The sequence below is a fragment of the Mariniphaga sp. genome (assembly GCF_041687215.1).
In the GTDB taxonomy this organism is placed as follows: Bacteria; Bacteroidota; Bacteroidia; order Bacteroidales; family Prolixibacteraceae; genus Mariniphaga.
The window spans coordinates 1-20,136 of sequence record NZ_JAWLCI010000054.1; the positions used below are offsets into that span (position 1 = coordinate 1).

The following is a 20,136-nucleotide window of genomic DNA, read 5'->3' on the forward strand; positions in this document are numbered from 1 at the left end:
AAGAAAAATGGAAGTAGTTAATACAATAGGCCGTAGAAAATCAGCAGTTGCACGTATTTACGTGAACGAAGGCAAAGGAAACATTACCATTAATAAACGCGAGTTTAAAGAGTATTTTCCGACCACTACCCTGCAGTACATTGTTACCCAACCATTGAATCTGGTTGAGGCAGTCGAAAAATATGACATCAAAGTAAATTTGGATGGCGGTGGTATTAAAGGACAGGCAGAAGCATTGCGCCTGGCTATTACACGTGCATTGATGCAAATCGACCCGGAATCGAGAAAAGAGCTGAAAGCTGCTGGATTTGTTACCCGCGACCCACGCGAAGTGGAACGCAAAAAACCTGGTCAGCCAAAAGCAAGAAAACGGTTCCAATTCTCAAAACGTTAATATTTTTATTGTCAAACTATATGGATCTAAAACGGTTGAGACTCCCGATGAATCAGGACTACTCAACGGTTGCTTTTAGAATCATAAAAAAGTAAACAGATGCCAAAAGTATCATTTCAGGAATTATTGGATGCAGGTGCCCATTTTGGCCACCTCAAAAGAAAGTGGAATCCGAACATGGAGCCTTATATCTTCATGGAAAAAAACGGAATCCACATCATCGATCTGCAAAAAACAATTGTAAAAATCGATGAAGCGGCGGCTGCCATGAAGCAGATTGCCAAATCGGGCCGCAAAGTTTTGTTTGTTGCTACCAAAAAGCAGGCAAAAGAACTGGTTGCCGAACAGGTGAAAAGCGTTGGAATGCCTTACGTTACTGAACGCTGGCCCGGCGGTATGCTCACCAACTTTCCTACCATTAGGAAAGCCGTAAAAAAAATGATGTCTATCGACAAACTGGCAAAAGACCCAAGCTGGGATAACCTGTCGAAAAGGGAAAAGCTTCAGATTGGCCGCCAAAGAGCTAAACTGGAGAAAATTCTGGGAAGTATTGCCGACCTTACCAGGTTGCCTGCAGCCTTGTTCATCGTTGATGTGATGAAAGAAAAGATTGCCGTTCGCGAAGCTCATCGTTTGGGAATACCCGTTTTTGCCATTGTGGATACCAACTCGAATCCGGAAGGAATTGACTTTGTAATACCGGCCAACGACGATGCCTCACAATCCATCAAACTAATTGTTGGTGCGATGGTGGAATCCGTTCGTGAAGGGCTGAACGAAAGAAAAGCCGAAAAGAAAGACGACGAGGAAGCGCCACGGAAAAAAAGCCGCAGAAAAGTGAGAAAGGATAAAGCTCCTGAGCCAAAACCGGTTGAAGATGAAAAAGTTGAAGACGACGAAGATGTTGTTGACGATGAAGATTCAGGAGATGAAGAAGAATAGCGATTTAGCTATCTGTATTTTAAAATCATATTAAAAACAAGTTTTATGTCTTTTACAACAGCCGACGTAGTAAAACTAAGAAAAGTAACCGGTGCGGGGATGATGGACTGCAAAAATGCCCTGGCCGATGCTGATGGTAATTTCGACAGAGCCCTCGAAATCATCCGCGAAAAAGGAAAATTAGTGGCCAGCAAACGTGCCGACAGGGACGCAACCGAAGGTGCAGTTCTGGCAAAAACAACTGAAGATAAAAAGTTTGGTGCGCTGGTCGTATTAAACTGCGAAACTGACTTTGTAGCTAAAAACGAAAATTTTGTGGCTTTCGCCGATAACATTCTGAATGTGGCATTGACACAAAAACCCGAAACCCTGGATGCTTTGAAAGCTCTGGAACTTGACAGCAGATCCGTTGAAGCTCAGGTAACCGAGCAAACCGGCGTTATTGGAGAAAAACTCGATCTTTCTTATTTTGGAAAGATTGAAGCAGAAACAGTGGTAAGTTACATTCACCCCGGAAATAAACTGGCCACTTTGGTTGGATTTAGTAAAGCCGGAGTTGATGAACAAGTTGCCAAAGATATTGCCATGCAGGTAGCTGCTATGTCACCGGTTTCGGTTGATACCGATTCCATTCCTCAGGAAGTTATTAATAAGGAATTGGAGATTGCCAAAGAAAAATTTCGCCAGGAAGGCAAACCTGAAGCTATGCTCGATAAAATTGCTCAAGGTGCGCTTCAGAAATGGTACAAAGAAGTAACCCTGCTGAACCAGGCTTTTATTAAGGACGGGAAAATTTCCGTAAAAGATTATCTGGCACAGTACGACAAAGATTTAAAAGTTACCGGTTTCGAGCGCTTCGGGCTTGATGCGTAATTAACTTTTATATAATTAAACTGAACAGGCGAATTTTTATCGCCACTTCAGATTAAAAAAGCTATTCGGAAACGGGTAGCTTTTTTTTGTTTATACTGAATGTCAATCATTCGAACTGCAAATAAATTACTAAACAGTGAGATATGTTTTAAAGAACGAAAAAGAGTGTGTATATTCAGTAATTCAAATTTGGAGGAAATAAAATATGCAAAATTTGGATTCCAACATTACAGGGATAAAGTGAACTAAATGCAAAACTCAGGTAACATATCAGAAAATATAAAGTCAAGGGCAAAAGAGTTGGGGTTTCTGGATTGCGCCATCGTTCCTGCAGGTTTTCTGGAAGAAGAGGAGAAGCATTTCAAATCGTGGCTGGATACCGACATGCATGGTGAAATGGGTTACATGGCCCGCAATGTTGAAAAACGGCTCAACCCTGAATTGCTTTTTGAACATGCCAAAACAGTGATTGTTGTCCTCCAGAACTATTTCCCAAAAGAATCACAAAAAGATCCCGATGCACCGGTACTTTCAAAATATGCTTATGGTACCGACTACCATTTTGTAATGAAAGACAAACTGAAAAAACTGCTGGCTTTTATTCAGGAAAAGGTTGCTCCGTTCAATGCCCGTCCATTTGTGGATTCGGCGCCGGTGCTTGAGCGTGCCTGGGCCCGTCGTGCCGGACTGGGTTGGGTAGGAAAAAACAGCAATCTGATTTCGGTACACCACGGTAGTTTCTTTTTTATTGGTGAACTCATTCTTGATGTTGAACTGCCTTACGACAATCCCAAACAAGTTGCCGACCACTGCGGTTCATGCACCCGTTGTATTGATGCCTGTCCTACCAATGCGATTGTAGCCAACAAGATGGTGGATGCACGCAAATGTATTTCGTACCAAACTATCGAATTAAAAGGCGATTTGGACGAAAATCTGAAAGGGCAGTTTGAAAACCGAATTTTCGGTTGCGATATTTGTCAGGATGTTTGCCCCTGGAACCTGAAATCGTCACCACATAGCGAAAAAAGTTTTCAACCTCACCCAAAAATAATGCAACTTTCAAAAACCGGCTGGCACAATATGGAAAGGCCGCTTTTTAACGAACTTTTTAAAAATTCGGCTGTTAAAAGAGCTGGTTTTAAGGGGATAAAAAGAAATTTAGCATTTGTTGAATCTAAAACCAATGGCTGAAAAATACGAATATGAAACCATTCTTATCAAAGGTCCGCAATTGGGCGTATTTGCAGAATTTCCGTTTGAAAGTGCTAAAATTTTTGGTACCCGAAAGGCCATTCGTGTAAAAGCAACTTTTGATGGAAAAATGTACCACATGAATTTGTTACCTCATGGAAACGGCACACACTGGCTGCACATCAAAAAAGAAATTCGCAATGCCATTGGCAAAGAGGAAGGAGACACGGTTTCCATTTGCATTGAGAAAGATGAAAACCTGCCAACCATCGAAATCCCTGAATATTTAAATTGGTTACTGGAAAATGAACCTGAAATGATGATTTCCTTTAAAAAACTACCCCACTCTGCAAAAAAATTCTGGGTGGAATTTATTGAAGAGCCAAAATCGGAAGAAACAAAAGTTCAGCGGATAAACCGGCTTTTTGAAATATTACGCGATCGGGATTCAGGGAAAACATGAATAAAATTGTCATATTACCGTAATTGTTCCTTAATTTAGTTTTTTCGAACGGTTCAAATATCTGAAAGCCATGATATCAAAAATAATTTCATTCCTGATTTTAATCCTCATTTTCAACCCCACTTTAAATGCACAGGATATTGAAACGTGGATTGAAAAAAACGAAAAAGTTCCGGCAGAAAAAATTTACCTGCATACCGATAGGGAATATTATTTTACCGGAGAAACAGTCTGGCTAAAATCGTACCTTACCGACAGTCGTTCCGGACGTCTGATTCCCGGAGCCGAAAATATTTACCTTCACCTGTTAAACGAAAACGGAAGATCAACCATCGAGCAAACAATTTTAAGTGTAAACGGAGTGGTTTCCTCCCAAATAATTTTACCTGACACCTTAAAACCGGGAAATTATCTCCTTCAGGCGTTTACCGATTATTTACTGAATTTTGGTTCCGAAGCATTTTTTAGCAAAAACCTCAGTATTTCAAAGCCTGCACTTTCTTTGCGAGCCATTGAAAGCAGACAGCAAACAAGGGCAAATAACCGTATGGTAGCAGATGTTTCTTTTTTGCCTGAGGGAGGAATGATGCTGGAAGGAATTTCTAACCTTGTTGCATTTAAAGCGATAGACAAAAACGGATTTGGAATTGATGCAACTGGTTCTGTTAAAGATGAAACTGGTAGCGAAGTGGCTTCTTTCAATACTGATTACAAAGGAATGGGATTATTTTTTATGACACCCGAAGCTGGAAAATCTTATTACGCAACAATAAACGGATTTCCCAATTTTCACTTCCGGTTCGATTCACTGATTGTTTCCGAAGGTGTTAAAATCCAACTTGTTAATCAAACCAGCCGGGAGTTGTTAGTCAATGTTACGGGAAATTCGGAAAAATTCTCGGGTGAACCTTTTTATCTGGTAAATATGCACCGGGGGCAAACAGTTTTTTACCAGTCGTTTAAAATGGAAGGTGAAAATCATTTACTGAAATTTAAAAGCAGTATTCTGAATGGTGGCATCAACCAGTTGGTTTTACTCGATAAAAACCTGAAACCCATTTCGGAACGACTATTATTTTCAGATAATTTTAATTTAAAAAACCTTGAAACTAAGGTTAATAAAAACATTATTGCACCACGTTCCGAGGTAAACCTGAATATCTCAGAAAATGAAATCAAGCAGGAAGTTTCCAATCTTTCTGTTGCCGTGGTTCACGAAGCAGCTTTTCCTGAAAGCGGTGTATCTCAAAATATTTTGTCCACTCTGTTCATCGAATCAGAATTGAATGGTTTTATTGAAACACCAGCCGATTTTTTCACCGATAACGAAATGAGCGCAACCACCAAACAGCGCTTGCTCATGCTTACAAATGGCTGGACAAGTTATTTCTGGAATCATGCACCGGAAGCTACCGAGCCTCTAATTCACAAACAGAAAGCCGGATTGGAATTACACGGAATGGCTAGCGAAGTCGCAACCGGCCAACCTTTAAAAAACGGGGAAATCACGCTGATTTTAGAAAAAGACAGGGAAATGGCATTTCTTACCCAAAACACTGATTCAGAAGGACGTTTCACTTTTTCAGGGTTGTTATTCAACGATACGGCCAATATCATTGTTCAGGCTAAAAACGAACGAGGAAAACAAAATACTGCCATTCAATTAATTTCATCATTTAACCTGCCGGCACATTCTGAAAAACAGAAATCGCTAAAAGCAGAAATGACCATTCCGAAAGAACTGGATGTACAAAAGTACAATCAGCAGAATTCCTTAACAAACTACCTCAGAAAACAACAAGCTTTAGGTTCTGATTCTCAAGCTGATATTAACAACAACGTTTTGGCAGATGGCCATTTCAGAATATACGACAAAGCCGATCAGGTGATTGAAATTCCTGAATCAGAAACCATGTCGGGTAATATTCTCGATTATTTGACCGGAAAAGTTGCCGGACTCGACATTTACGACAATAATGTGATTATCAGGGGATCAAGCAATACAGGCGGAAACTCAGCACCCCTATTCCTGGTTGATGGCGTTCCGCTGGCAACAGTTAGTTTTACAAGTTTACCCGAAGAAGTTGGCCAAAATACAGGAGAAGAATTAAAAACAGAAAATACTTCAGCAATTGAAAAAATTCAAGCAATACCACTTGGCGACATTGAAAAAGTAGAAATTTTAAAATCGCCCCAAAACCTTGCTATTTTTGGAACTGAAGGCGCCAACGGAGTTATTGCAATTTATACCCGCAAAGGAAAAACAACGGTTGGTTCTCCATTGGCCAAAGGAGTCCTCGAACAAAAAATTGCAGGATATGCTTCATCCAAAAAATTTTATACCCCAAAATATACTCCCGAGATTGAACAAACCGAAAAACCAGATTTTAGAACCACACTTTTTTGGGAGTCGGAAATTGTTTTACAAAACGGAAACTCAGAACATTCATTTTTTATCTCAGACCAAACCGGAAAATACAAAGTAATTGTGGAAGGGATAAGTGAATCAGGTAAAATTTGTATTGGAAGTACTGAATTTGAAGTGGTTGATGCAACAGCTAATTAAACAGTTGCAAATAACTGCCTGAAACTTTCTGTTCATTATTTAAAAAGATATTGTTAATTCTCAGGCAAGCGCCTGATCCAAATCAGCAATCAAATCCTCTACATTTTCAATACCCACCGAAAGGCGCATCATCGTATCGCGGATTCCGGCTTCCCGGCGTTCTCCTTCAGAAAACTCGGCATAAATAGTGGAGTGTGGATGTATTATCAACGTTTTGTTGTCATTCAGATTTGTTGCCCTGCGGATGATTTTCAACCTGTTCATAAACTGAAAACAGGCAGCTTTCGATTCCAAATCGAAACTCATAATGGTTCCCGGAACTCCGCAAAAATATTTTACCGCTAATGGGTAACCATTATCTTCTTTCAATCCAGGGTAACGCAGCTCCTTTACTTTTGGGTTTGATTTCAGAAAATTTCCCAGTGCCATGCAGTTTTTGTAACATTTTTCCACCCGAAGTTCCAGGATGTCCAGTCCCTGAATCATAAATTTGGCTGTTTGCGGAGTCATGCTTCCACCAGTATTCCGGTAAATGTTTTTACGCAGTTTGGCAATAAAAGCATTTGCACCAAACTTTTCATTGTATTTCGAAAAATTGGGATTTAATTTCCAGTCGAAATTTCCATGGTCGATAATGGTGCCACCAAATGAAGTAGCTCCACCAGAGATGTATTTCGTGGCAGAAATCACTTCAAGGTTCACCCCAAATTTTGCAGCACGAAAAACGTTTGGCGGCGTGAGGGTGCTGTCGGCAATAAGCAGCAGATTGTGTTTCCGGGCAATTTCAGCCAGCATTTCTATATCGGCAATTTCAAGTTGCGGGTTGGTAACTGTTTCAAAATAAATGGCCCGGGTTTTTTCATCAATCAGTTTTTCAATTTCCCGGGGTCGCTTCAATTCCGAAAAGCGGGTTTCCAAACCGAACTCAACCAGAGTTTGGTTAAAAAGTGCCCAGGTATGACCAAAAAGCTGGTGTCCCGAAATGATGTTCTCACCGGCTTTTGTAACCGCCAGAATGGTGTTTGAAATAGCAGCCATTCCTGAACTAACCGCTAAAACCCCATGACTTTGGGTTAATGCTTTCAGTTTAAGTTCGAAATATTCCACTGTTGGGCTCGATGAACGGGAATAAACATGCGCAACATATTCACCCCTGAAATTGGCTTCAATTTGTTCCGCCGAATCAAATTCAAATGCAACCGCCTCATATAACGGCATTTGCAAACTTTTATGTGGGTCTGTTTTTGAATATGGAACGTTCAGAGAAAGTGTGGTAAATCCTGGTTTCTTCATTGAAATATTTTAACTTTAATATTAACGGAATACTAAATCAGAATGTAATAAATTACAAATCTAAGAATTGATTGCCTGAATATGAACCAGATAAATTCAAAAAAGTTTATACATATAAGAAATAATAAACAAGTTCTGAAACGTTTTATTTGTTTATTTGTATCAAAATTCAAATGAATGGTAGTAAAGAATCCGAAAAATAATAATACCAGAAAAAAGAAGACCAGCAAAAACAGCAAAAAAAGGCATAAAAAAAGTTTTGGAAAAAAAATTATGCTTTACCTGCTTTTGTTGGTTGCGCTTGGAATTCTGGCATTTGCTGTGTTTTTTATGGCCGTATTTTTCGGGTACACCGGGCATGTGCCAACTTCAGCGCAGCTCATTGAAATCAAAAACCCGCAAGCATCGGAAGTTTTTTCTGAAGACGGCAAACTGCTGGGCCGGTATTACACTGAAAACCGGAGCAACGTTCGGTTCGATGAAATTTCAACCAACGTAATTCAGGCACTAATTGCAACCGAAGACGCCCGGTTTTACGAACACCGGGGCATTGATGAAATTGCCCTGCTGAGGGTGCTTTTCAAAACTATTTTACTGGGCGACAGAAGCGCAGGCGGTGGAAGTACCCTGAGTCAGCAAATTGCCAAAAATCTTTTCCCCCGAAACGATGTGGGAATACTTTCCATGCCGGTTAATAAACTGCGGGAAGCTATTATTGCCTACCGGCTGGAACGCATTTATTCCAAAGAAGAAATCCTTACACTTTACCTGAATACTGTGCCATTTGGTGAAAATATTTTCGGGATTGAAGTGGCTTCTGAACGATATTTCAGTAAAAAACCACAAGATTTAAATATAGATGAAGCCGCTGTTTTGGTGGGAATGCTAAAAGCCAACAATACCTATAATCCGCGTCTAAATCCGGAACGCTCGAAAGAGCGGCGAAATCTGGTTATTTCCCTAATGGTTACCAACGGCTTTCTCAGTGAAGAAGAAGGCGAAACCTACAAAGAAAAACCGCTTGAAGTAAAATACACCCGCATTTCATTTAACGAGGGGCCGGCGCCTTATTTTCTGGAAATGCTGAAACCCGAACTGCTGGAGTGGTGTGCTGCCAACACCAAACCAAACGGCGAACCCTGGAATCTTTACACCGATGGATTGCGCATTGAAACCACACTAAATGCCGATTACCAGGTTTATGCGCGGCAATCGGTTAATGAACACATGAAAACCTTACAGGAAGTTTTCGACAAACACTGGGAAAATGCCGAGCCCTGGAGAGGAAACAACTCCATTCTGCAAAGGGCCGTTCAACGCACCGACAGGTATAAAAACATGTTAAAAGCCGGGTTTTCGCAGGAACAGATTACAGAAGCCTTTCAGAAAAAAATAACCACTTCGTTATTTACCTGGGAAGGACTGCAACAGGTGGAAACCACACCGCTCGATTCGGTAAAACATTATCTGCGTCTTTTAAATACCGGCTTCCTGGCATTCGAACCAAATACCGGTGATTTGAAAGCCTGGGTGGGTGGAATTGATTTCCGCTTTTTTAAATACGACCACGTGATATCTGAAAGGCAGGTAGGTTCTACGTTCAAACCGTTTGTTTACCTCTCGGCACTTGAAAACGGCCTGAGTCCTTTCGATTACTACCCGGCAGAACAACAAGTTTACGAAGAATACGACAACTGGTCGCCTTCCAATTCCGATGGAAATCACAACGGATATTATTCCATGGAAGGGGCCTTATCGCAGTCGGTAAATACCGTAGCTGCAGAAGTAATTATACAAACCGGAATTGAAAATGTAATTTCTACGGCCAGGGAACTGGGCATTGAAGCCGATTTGCCCAAAGTGCCCTCTTTGGCACTGGGAGTGGCGTCAATGAGTTTAAAAGATCTACTTTTTGCTTATGCCACCATGCTCAACGGAGGAATCCGGACCGAACCATATTATCTCAAATCAATTTCGGATAACGATGGAAATTTGCTGGCAGAATTTGAACGCCCAGCAGCCCAAAAAACAAGGTTGAACGAAATAAATTGCCGTTTAATTACCCATATGATGGAAACTGCAATTAACGAAGGAACCGGAACTAAAATTCGAACTTCATACAGAATTTACAGTGACTTTGCCGGAAAAACAGGCACCACCCAAAACCATTCTGATGGCTGGTTTGTAGGCCTGACTCCCAATTTGGTAACCGGCTGCTGGGTAGGTTCAGAAGACCCAGGTGTTCATTTCAGAACTATCACCTACGGGCAAGGCTCTTTTATGGCATTGCCCGTTGTTGGCAAATTTTACCACAAACTATACAATGACCCGCAGTACCAAAAACTGCAACTGGCCAATTTCCCTGAACTTGAAGAACAACTACTAGCCGATTTGAATATTCCACCTTACAAAGACATTCTTGAAATTGAAAGGCCGGACAACCTAATCGACAGGATTTTTGCAGGAAAAAGTAAAGAAGAAAAGTTGCGGGAAGTTCAGCGACCGGAAAAAGTTGAGGAGAAAAAAGGATTGTGGCGGTCCATCAAAGGTATTTTCAAAAAGAAAAAATAATTTCTCTATCTTTATAAAAAAAGAACATGACTAAAAAAGTACCGAAACTGATTCAGGACGACATGTGGCTGCAACCCTTTACAGATGTAATTATTAGCCGGATTGAAGCAGCCCGTATTAAAGAAAAAGAACTCGCCGGAGACAAATCTCTCCATGATTTTGCCAGCGGATACCTCTATTTTGGGCTGCATAAAACCGATAACGGATGGGTAATGCGTGAGTGGGCTCCAAATGCTGCTCAAATTTACCTGATTGGGTCGTTTAACAATTGGGAAAATCAAAAACAATATGCTTTTGAATCTCTTGAAAACGGAGTTTGGGAACTCAACTTAAAAGAAGAAGAGTTGAAGCATGGAGACCTTTATGCGCTTTCCATGCATTGGGCAGTGGATTACGGCAAAAGGGTTCCGGCCTGGGCAAATTATGTTATTCAGGATCCTGAAACTCATATTTTTAATGCACAGGTTTGGCGTCCGGAAAATCCTTATGAATGGAAAAACACCAATTTTAACGGATTAACAGAGCCACCTCTAATTTACGAGGCACACATTGGCATGTCGGGCGAAGAAGGCCGCGTACATACCTACAACGAATTCAGGGAAAACATGCTACCCCGTATTAAAGCCAACGGTTACAACACAGTGCAACTGATGGCTATTCCCGAACACCCTTACTACGGTAGTTTTGGGTACCACGTTTCCAGCTTTTTTGCACCGTCGTCGCGGTTTGGAACTCCCGATGATTTGAAATGTCTTATTGATGAGGCGCATAGAATGGGGCTTGCCGTAATTATGGATATTGTGCATTCACATGCCGTAAAAAACGAAGTGGAAGGCCTTGGAAAATATGACGGTACCCGTTACCAGTTTTTTCACGAAGGGGGAAAGGGTGAACATCCGGCCTGGGATTCTTACTGCTTTAATTATGGAAAAAACGAAGTGCTTCATTTTCTACTTTCCAACATTAAATTCTGGCTCGAAGAATTCAGGTTCGACGGGTTTCGGTTCGACGGAGTTACGAGTATGTTGTATTTCGATCATGGTCTGGAAAAGGCTTTTACAAATTATAACGACTATTTTAACGGGAATGTGGACACAGAAGCTACAACTTACCTTATTCTTGCCAATAAGTTAATGAAACAGATAAAACAACATTCCATTTCAATTGCAGAAGATGTGAGCGGTATGCCGGGGTTGGCCGTTCCATTGGATTTTGGAGGAATAGGATTCGATTACCGGATGGCCATGGGAGTACCTGATTACTGGATTAAACTGATTAAAGAAAAAAAAGATGACGACTGGGAAGTAGGTGATATTTTTTATAACCTCACTTCAAAAAGAATGGATGAAAAAGTAGTGAGTTATGCCGAATCGCACGACCAGGCACTGGTGGGAGACAAAACCATTATTTTCCGCCTCATTGACAAGGAAATGTATTACAGCATGCGCAAAGACCAGCCCAACCTGACAGTTGACAGGGGAATTGCCTTGCATAAAATGATTCGGCTGATTACTGCAACAACTGCCGGAGGAGCTTACCTTAACTTTATGGGAAACGAGTTTGGCCATCCGGAATGGATCGACTTTCCGCGCGAAGGAAATGGGTGGTCATACAAACATTGCCGGCGACTTTGGAGCATCTCCGAAAATCCGGAATTAAAATACCACTGGTTATATGATTTTGATAAAGAAATGATTCGTTTCATCAGCGAACATAAGCTGCTGACGATTCCGCCGGTTGATTTTGTAATGGAAAATAAGCCCGATAAAGTGCTGGCCTACCATCGCGGATTATTTCTGTTCGTTTTCAATTTTAATCCCACCCAATCGTTTACTGATTATGGTATTCCGCTTGGGCCAGGGAAATATCAGGTTATTTTGAATACCGACTCAGGCAGGTTTGGCGGGCACGACCGCGTGGACGAAGACATCCCTTATTACACGTTGCCCAGCGGAGGATTAACCAGTCAGCATTACCTGAAACTTTACCTACCGGCGAGAACTGCATTGGTTTTCAAAAAAATTGACTTTCCCAAAGTGAAGTAAAAATGGGTTTGAAATTTCAGACAGAAGTACAAATTCCTGATTTTGCCTGGAAAACAGGTTACCAAAAACGTAACCTTTTTATGGGTTCCTGTTTTACCGAGAATATTGGCCAAAAAATGGAAATGTTGAAATATCCGGTGGATATTAATCCGTTTGGAATTTTATACAATCCGGTTTCGGTGGCGAACGGATTGCGATTCCTCCTTCAGCATAAGAAATTTACAGAACAGGATTTAATTCAGCACAACGGCTTATGGCACAGCTTTTTTCATCACAGCCGGTTTTCGTCGCCTGATGTAAACGAAACTCTGACCAACATTAACAACCGCATTGAAAGCTCTGCTGAATACCTGAAAAATACTGATTTTCTATTCATTACATTTGGCACGGCATGGGTTTACGAATACAAACTTACCGGTCAAACGGTTTCCAACTGCCACAAAATTCCCGAAAAAGAATTCCGCCGTTTCCGGATAACTCCCGGCGAAATTGTGGAAGAATTCAGGCAACTGCTCTCTGAAATCTGGAAATTCAATACACAAATTAAAGTGGTTTTTACAGTAAGCCCCATCAGGCACTGGAAAGACGGCGCCATTGAAAACCAGCGCAGCAAGGCAACTTTACTTTTGGCCATCGACCAGTTAATCAGGGGTTTTGGAGAAGAAAACTGCAACTATTTTCCGGCTTACGAAATTGTAATGGACGAACTGCGCGATTACCGGTTTTACGAAGAAGATATGATTCATCTTTCCACCTCGGCAGTAAACCACATTTGGGAGAAATTTCAACTGGCTTTAATTGATGAAAAGAGCAAAGAAATTTCAGAAAAAGTAAAAAATATTATCTCGGCGGTGAACCATAGACCATTTAAAAAGTTTACAAAAGAACACCTTCATTTTTTAAAACAAAGTTTACAAAAGGCTCAAAGGCTTGAAGAGAAATTTCCGTATCTTAATCTTGGCTTTGAAAAAGAAGTCTTTTTCAACCAGATAAATGAATTAAAAAAAGAATGAAAATATTACAATAAAAAATGAGCTACCTCAAATTTGACAAGGAACAATTAATAAACCTGGAATATTCGCTTTATCGGGAGATATTGCGATCGAACCGGGCCGGGTCTTATATCAGCACTACTTTAAACGGCTGTAATACAAGAAAATATCATGGATTACTGGTTTGCCCAATCAGTAATTTCGGCGGTGAAAAACATGTTTTACTTTCATCTCTTGACGTTTCGATAATACAGGGAGAAGAAGAATTTATGCTCGGAATTCACCAGTACAAAGGTGGCACATACGAACCCAAAGGACACATTTACATCCGGAATATTGAGTACGATTACCTGCCAAAAATTACCTATCGCATTGGCAATGCTTTACTTACCATGGAAAGGTTACTGGTTGAAAAGAAAGAACAGGTGCTGATACGATACACACTTGAAGAGACTACAGAAAATACGATTCTTCGTTTTAAGCCTTTCCTGGCTTTCAGGAACATGCACAGCCTGAGCAAGGCCAATCTGTTTGTAAACTCAAAATATCGAACAGTGTCCAATGGAATCAGCACCAGACTTTACGATGGATACCCGGAACTGTTTATGCAATTCAGCAAAAAAAATGAATTTGTGCCCGTGCCAGATTGGTATTACAACATAGAATACATGAAGGAGTTACACCGGGGATACGATTATTTGGAAGATTTATTTGTACCGGGTTATTTCGAAATTTCTTTAGAACCCGGAGAATCAGTAATTTTTGCTGCCGGAACAGAAATTTCGGCCCCGGTTTCATTAAAACAACGTTTTACCAGGGAGCAAAAAAAACGCATCAGCCGTTACACTTTTTTAAGTTCATTGAAACATGCAGGTGAACAGTTTATTTTAAAAAATAAAAACGAAACCAGCATCGTTGCCGGATTTCCATGGTACGACAGCATCACCCGCCAAACGTTTATTTCTCTCCCGGGACTGGCGCTTGCTACCGATAAAAATTTGCTTTTTACCGAAGTACTCAGCACCTATAAAAAATACCTTAAAAAAGGTCTTTTTCCTGACAATATTCACAGCCGGCAGCCGGTTTACAATTCAGCCGATGCCTCGCTTTGGTTTATTTGGGCTGTGCAGCAGTTTGCAAAAACTCAACGCTCACCAAGAGGAGTTTGGCTGAATTACAGCAATACCGTAAAGGAAATTCTGGAAGCATACAGAAAATCATTACCTGAATTTATTCAAACCAACAAAGAAGGATTAATTTATGCCGAAAAAGAAAGCACTGCCCTCACCTGGATGGATTCTTATGCCAATGGAAAACCGGTGGTTCAGCGTGCCGGGTTTGCAGTTGAAATAAACGCATTGTGGTACAATGCCATTGTTTTCGCGCTTGAAATGGCGCAGATTTCAAATGATTTAAAATTTATAAAAAAATGGGAGGCAATGCCAAAAAAAATTGCCCAGGCGTTTTTAAATACTTTTTGGCAACAAGGGCACGAACATCTTGCCGATGTGGTTAAGGATGGAATTCCCGACTGGGCGGTTAGGCCAAATATGGTAATTGCTGCAGCAATGGATCATTCGCCCCTGTCAAAAGAACAGAAAAAACTCATTCTTAGTGAAACTAAAAGAAGACTGTTAACTTCCCGCGGACTTCGTACTTTATCACCAGACCATTTGAGATACAAAGGTGTGGTTGAAGGCGGACCCGATCAGCGGGAGGCTGCTATACATATGGGAGCGGCGTGGCCATGGCTGATGCAGTTTTTTGTAAAAGCTTACCTCGAAATTCACGGAAAGGGCGGTTTGCCGTTTATCAGACAAATTCTGGAAACATTTGAAGAAACAGTTACCGAACACTGCGTGGGGACCCTCTCTGAAATGTACAACGGAGATCCGCCTCACAAGGCAAAAGGAGCAGTTTCGCAGGCATGGAATGTGGCTGGAATAGTTCATGCTTTAAACGAAATGCATAATTGTAAATAAATATACTATTGACTATGAAAGTATTAATGTTTGGATGGGAGTTTCCTCCCCATATTTCAGGGGGATTAGGGACAGCTTGCTATGGGCTGACCAAAGGACTGGCATCGTTAAAAAACATGGAAGTACTTTTTGTAGTGCCTAAAGCGTTTGGCGACGAAGACCAGTCAGATATTCAACTTATTGGAGCCAATAAAGTTCCGGTTTCACAAAAGGAATTTACGTTTAAAGAAACCGGTACTAAAATGGATTACCTCGAAGTGCAATCGGAGGTAATTCCTTATGTGAGTGAAGAGGAATTCTGGCAATTAAAAAATCAGACGCTTCCGGCAAAAGTAAAGTTTATTAAAACCACTGAAGGCTTAACCATTGATTTTAGCGGCGGTTACAGCCACAACCTGATGGAAGAAATAAAAAACTATGCAGTAGTAGCTGAAATCATTTCCCGCCGAAATAAGTTTGACCTGATCCATGCCCACGACTGGCTGGCTTATCCAGCCGGCATTGCTGCAAAGAAAGCATCAGGAAAACCTTTGGTTATCCACGTTCATGCTACCGACTTCGACCGGAGTGGCGGAAATGTAAATCCAACCGTTTACGCCATGGAACGTGAAGGAATGGAAATGGCTGACAAAATTATTGCCGTAAGTAATTTCACAAGGCAAATGGTAATTGAAAAATACAGCATTCCACCCGAAAAAATTGTTACGGTTTACAATGCTGTTGAACCGATTTCAAAAGAAAACAAATCGAATATAAAAAAAGGTGTGAACGAAAAGCTGGTAACTTTTTTAGGAAGAATTACCCTGCAAAAAGGACCGGAATATTTTATTGAAGCCGCTCACCTGGTGTTAAAAAAAACAGATAATGTAAGGTTTGTAATGGCAGGCAGCGGCGACAAGTTGAACGAAATGGTGGAACGGGTAGCCCACCTGGGAATGGCCGACAAGTTTCATTTTACGGGATTTTTAAAAGGCGATGATGTTAACCAGATGTTTCAAATGACAGATGTGTTTGTTATGCCCTCTGTTTCAGAACCTTTTGGAATAGTTCCGCTGGAGGCGATGCAAGCCGATGTGCCCGTTATTATTTCAAACCAGTCTGGCGTTTCCGAAATATTAAACCATGCCATAAAAATTGACTTTTGGGATACTTACGCCATGGCCGATGCAATTTACGGGTTAATCACCTACCCTGCTCTTGCAGGGTTCCTGAAAAAATCGGGTAAAAAGGAAGTTGGTGGCCTCAAATGGCACCACTCAGCCAGGCAAGTACAGGATGTTTATAAAAGTTTGTTGAATGTTTAACAACACCAAGATGGAACAAGGAATGAAATCAATATGTTTGTTTTTTCAGGTTCACCAACCGTTCAGGCACCGCAGGTACCGGTTTTTCGACATTGGTAACGACCATTATTACTACGATGATTATGCCAATGAAACCATCATGCGGAAAATTGCTGATATAAGCTACCTGCCAACCAACAATCTTCTTTTGAAACTACTCAATAATTTCAAAGGTGAATTCAAGGTAGCCTTTTCCATTACCGGTGTTGCACTTGAGCAGTTTGAACTTTATGCCCCCGAGGTAATCGATTCATTTCGCAAACTTGCCAAAACAGGATATGTGGAATTCCTTTCTGAAACCTATTCTCATTCACTGGCATCGTTAAAAGACAAAGTCATTTTTGAGGAACAGGTAAAACTGCACGACCAGAAAATTTTTGATCTGTTTGGCCAGAAACCAAAGGTTTTCAGAAACACGGAAATGATTTATTCTGACGAAATTGGAGCACAAATTTATCAAATGGGATACAAAGGCATGCTCACTGAAGGTGCCCGTCATATCCTCGGGTGGAAAAGCCCTAATTTTTTGTATGTGAATGCGCTCAATCCGCGATTAAAAGTGCTCATGCGCAACTTTAAACTTAGCGATGATATTTCATTTCGTTTTTCAAACACCAACTGGTCGGAATACCCGTTAACTGCTGAAAAATTTATTGGATGGCTGAAAAAACTCGACCAGAAAGAAGAAGTGGTGAACCTGTTTTTGAGTTACGAATCGTTTGGTGAACGCCAGCCAAAAGAAAGCGGAATTTTCAGTTTTCTGGAACATTTGGTAAAACAGGTAGTACAGGAAAAATCACTGCAATTCTCCACTCCGTCTGAAATGATTGAACAGCTTCAGCCCGTTTCGGTAGTAAGCGTTCCCCACCCCATTTCTTGGGCCGACGAAGAACGCGACCTTACTGCCTGGCATGGCAACGAAATGCAAAAAGAAGCATTTGAAAAGCTATACGCCGTTAGACAGCGAATGGCCCTGTGCACAAATTCAGAACTAAAAAAGGACTGGAATTACCTGCAGGTAAGCGATCATTTTTACTACATGTCAACAAAATTCTTTTCCAGCGGTGAAGCGCACAGTTACGTTAATCCTTTCGATTCCCCGTATGAAGCATTCATAAATTACATGAATGTATTGAGTGATTTTAAAATGAGACTCAACGCAATCACTCCCGAAAATGAACTGGAACAGGAAGTAGCAGAATTACATAAACTCATTGCATTAAAGGATAAAAAAATAAAAAAGATGGAAGCCGAACTTCAACGAATGAACAAGATTAAGTCTGGCAAAAAACAAACAGACAGAAAGAAAAAGGCATAAGCATCTCCTGCATGTTATTTCCATACCTTTTAATACAAATTAATCTTTAATATCAAGATAGTGTAAATAGAAAGTTTATTTTTGCACAACAATTTCAAGGGACAAAAAATTAGTTAAAAACATGAAAACGGAAGACAAAAAAAATATAAACTGGCCGGAGAACGGACAACCGGTCTGGAAAAAAATTATAGTTGAATCACACCTGCCGGAAAGTCTTGAACCCCTGCGTGAAATCTCCAAAAACCTTTGGTGGGTTTGGAATTCCAAGGCAAGCGAATTGTTCAGTTACGTCGATAAAAACCTGTGGGAAGAGTTGGATAACAACCCTGTAGTTTTACTGGAAGAAGTAAGCTATAAACGCTTTCAGGAACTGGAGAAAGATCAGCAATTTATTTCTGAAATGAATGAGGTTTATGCCCAGTTTAAAAATTACATGGAGGAAAGAAAAGAACTTGGTAGCCCGCAAGTTGCATACTTTAGTATGGAATATGGATTGCACGATTCACTGAAAATTTATTCGGGAGGATTGGGCATGCTAGCCGGAGACTACCTGAAGGAAGCCAGTGATATGAAGGTAAATCTTACTGCTGTGGGGCTGCTCTATCGGTACGGATATTTCAAACAAGCCCTGAACCTCCATGGAGAACAAATGGCGAATTACGAATTCCAGAATTTTTCAAAAATACCCGTTCAGCCGGCACTTGATGATAAAGGTGAATGGCTGAAAATTGAAGTTCAATTTCCAGGCAGATTACTCAGTGCCCGTGTTTGGCAGGTTAATATTGGCTCGGTAAAACTCTTTTTGCTCGATGCCGACCTTCCTGAAAACCAGGAACAGGACCGGTTTGTCACCCACCACTTGTATGGCGGCGATAACGAAAACCGACTGAAACAGGAAATACTGCTTGGTATTGGAGGAATCAAAACACTAAACAAACTCGGATACCATTCCGAAATTTACCACTGCAATGAAGGACATGCAGCATTTATCGGTCTCGAGCGGCTTTCAAATATCATGGAAAACCATGGATTGAATTTACTCGAAGCAAAAGAAGTGGTTCGTGCCTCAACAGTTTTCACCACCCACACTCCGGTACCTGCCGGACACGATTCATTCCATGACGAAATGTTTAAATATTACATGGAAGATTATTCCAAAAAACTTGGCCTTGAATGGAAAAGTTTTCTCAGACTTGGAAAAGCCAATTCATTTGAAGACCATTTCAACATGAGCTACCTGGCTACAAATCTTTCACAGGGCATAAATGGAGTAAGCAAACTTCACGGCGATGTGAGTAAAACAGTTCTCAAATCACTTTTTCAGGGATACCTTGAAGAAGAAATTGAGATTGGTTATGTAACCAACGGGGTTCATTATTCATCGTGGACGGCCAAAGAATGGAAAAGCATTCATAAAGAATATTTTGGGGAAGAATTCCCGAGAAACCAACTTGATTTTGATGTTTGGAGCCGGATTTACAAAGCGCCTGAAGAACAAATCTGGAACCTCAGAAATACCTTGAGAAAAAATCTCATCAAGTACATTAAAGAGCGTTTTTCAGACAACTGGATTAAACGCAACGAGAATCCCAAATTGATTACTGAGGTAATGGCAAAATTGAATCCCAATGCCCTGACCATAGGCTTTGCCCGCAGGTTTGCCACCTATAAAAGAGGATATCTGTTGTTCAGAAACCTGGAAAGGTTGTCTAAAATTGTGAACAATCCGCAGCGGCCTGTACAATTCATTTTTGCAGGAAAAGCTCACCCTGCAGATAAGGCAGGCCAGGATTTGATTAAATACATTGTTGAAATTTCCAAACGACCTGAATTCAGAGGGAAAATTCTTTTTGTACAGAATTACGACATCAACCTGGCCAAAATGCTGCTACAGGGAGTTGATGTTTGGCTTAACACGCCTACCCGTCCGCTTGAAGCTTCAGGCACCAGCGGAATGAAAGGTGTAATGAACGGAACTTTACACTTTTCCGTTCTCGATGGATGGTGGGTTGAAGGTTACCAAAAAGATGCAGGTTGGGCACTGCCTGCCGAACGTACATACGATGTTCAGGATTTTCAGGACGAACTGGATGCCGAAACTATTTACAATATTCTGGAAGATGAAGTAATCAGCACTTTCTACGAAAGGAATAAGGAAGG

At 40.9% G+C, this 20,136-nt stretch carries 14 protein-coding genes; 13 read left to right on the forward strand and 1 reads right to left on the reverse strand.

All coding sequences use genetic code 11. From position 1 onward, the window contains the following. The first annotated feature begins 7 nt into the window (after nt 1–7). From rpsI to ACESMA_RS16345, 6 genes are all read left to right on the forward strand, one after another. Complete coding sequence (gene rpsI, locus ACESMA_RS16320; RefSeq protein ID WP_372949946.1) at nt 8–394, forward strand: 30S ribosomal protein S9; 387 nt, start codon at nt 8–10, stop codon at nt 392–394. A gap of 99 nt (nt 395–493) precedes the next feature. Then, nucleotides 494–1,336 (forward strand): 30S ribosomal protein S2, encoded by an 843-nt coding sequence (gene rpsB / locus ACESMA_RS16325; RefSeq protein WP_372949922.1) that lies wholly within the window; start codon nt 494–496, stop codon nt 1,334–1,336. Nucleotides 1,337–1,381: 45 nt separating this feature from the next. Then, complete coding sequence (gene tsf, locus ACESMA_RS16330; RefSeq protein ID WP_372949923.1) at nt 1,382–2,209, forward strand: translation elongation factor Ts; 828 nt, start codon at nt 1,382–1,384, stop codon at nt 2,207–2,209. A 249-nt stretch (nt 2,210–2,458) separates the two neighbouring features. Then, nucleotides 2,459–3,403: a tRNA epoxyqueuosine(34) reductase QueG gene (gene queG / locus ACESMA_RS16335; protein ID WP_372949924.1), complete on the forward strand. Its 945-nt coding sequence runs from the start codon at nt 2,459–2,461 to the stop codon at nt 3,401–3,403. After that, nucleotides 3,396–3,866, forward strand: a complete 471-nt coding sequence (locus ACESMA_RS16340; protein WP_372949925.1) for a YdeI/OmpD-associated family protein — start codon at nt 3,396–3,398, stop codon at nt 3,864–3,866. The genes queG and ACESMA_RS16340 overlap by 8 nt, the downstream gene beginning before the upstream one ends. Before the next feature lie 70 nt (nt 3,867–3,936). After that, nucleotides 3,937–6,432, forward strand: coding sequence for a TonB-dependent receptor plug domain-containing protein (locus ACESMA_RS16345; protein ID WP_372949926.1), 2,496 nt, complete (start codon nt 3,937–3,939; stop codon nt 6,430–6,432). Between the two features lie 60 nt (nt 6,433–6,492). Here ACESMA_RS16345 and ACESMA_RS16350 read toward each other — a convergent pair whose 3' ends face one another. Next, complete coding sequence (locus ACESMA_RS16350; protein WP_372949927.1) at nt 6,493–7,725, reverse strand: PLP-dependent transferase; 1,233 nt, start codon at nt 7,723–7,725, stop codon at nt 6,493–6,495. 273 nt (nt 7,726–7,998) lie between these two features. Here ACESMA_RS16350 and ACESMA_RS16355 point away from each other — a divergent pair, with 273 nt between their 5' ends. The 7 genes from ACESMA_RS16355 to glgP all read left to right on the forward strand — a co-directional run. Further along, nucleotides 7,999–10,296: a transglycosylase domain-containing protein gene (locus tag ACESMA_RS16355; protein ID WP_372949928.1), complete on the forward strand. Its 2,298-nt coding sequence runs from the start codon at nt 7,999–8,001 to the stop codon at nt 10,294–10,296. 26 nt (nt 10,297–10,322) lie between these two features. Further along, nucleotides 10,323–12,341: an alpha amylase C-terminal domain-containing protein gene (locus ACESMA_RS16360; RefSeq protein ID WP_372949929.1), complete on the forward strand. Its 2,019-nt coding sequence runs from the start codon at nt 10,323–10,325 to the stop codon at nt 12,339–12,341. A 2-nt stretch (nt 12,342–12,343) separates the two neighbouring features. Continuing rightward, entirely contained in the window at nt 12,344–13,354 is a 1,011-nt protein-coding gene (locus tag ACESMA_RS16365) for a GSCFA domain-containing protein (RefSeq protein ID WP_372949930.1), read from the forward strand. A gap of 17 nt (nt 13,355–13,371) precedes the next feature. Next, complete coding sequence (locus ACESMA_RS16370; protein WP_372949931.1) at nt 13,372–15,315, forward strand: amylo-alpha-1,6-glucosidase; 1,944 nt, start codon at nt 13,372–13,374, stop codon at nt 15,313–15,315. A 14-nt stretch (nt 15,316–15,329) separates the two neighbouring features. Continuing rightward, the gene (locus tag ACESMA_RS16375; protein WP_372949932.1) at nt 15,330–16,619 is read left to right on the forward strand and encodes a glycosyltransferase family 4 protein; all 1,290 of its coding nucleotides are present in this window, start codon (nt 15,330–15,332) and stop codon (nt 16,617–16,619) included. Next, the gene (locus ACESMA_RS16380; protein ID WP_372949933.1) at nt 16,612–17,976 is read left to right on the forward strand and encodes a glycoside hydrolase family 57 protein; all 1,365 of its coding nucleotides are present in this window, start codon (nt 16,612–16,614) and stop codon (nt 17,974–17,976) included. The genes ACESMA_RS16375 and ACESMA_RS16380 overlap by 8 nt, the downstream gene beginning before the upstream one ends. Nucleotides 17,977–18,097: 121 nt before the next feature. After that, a partial coding sequence (gene glgP, locus ACESMA_RS16385; protein ID WP_372949934.1) for an alpha-glucan family phosphorylase occupies nt 18,098–20,136 on the forward strand: 2,039 nt, incomplete at its 3' end.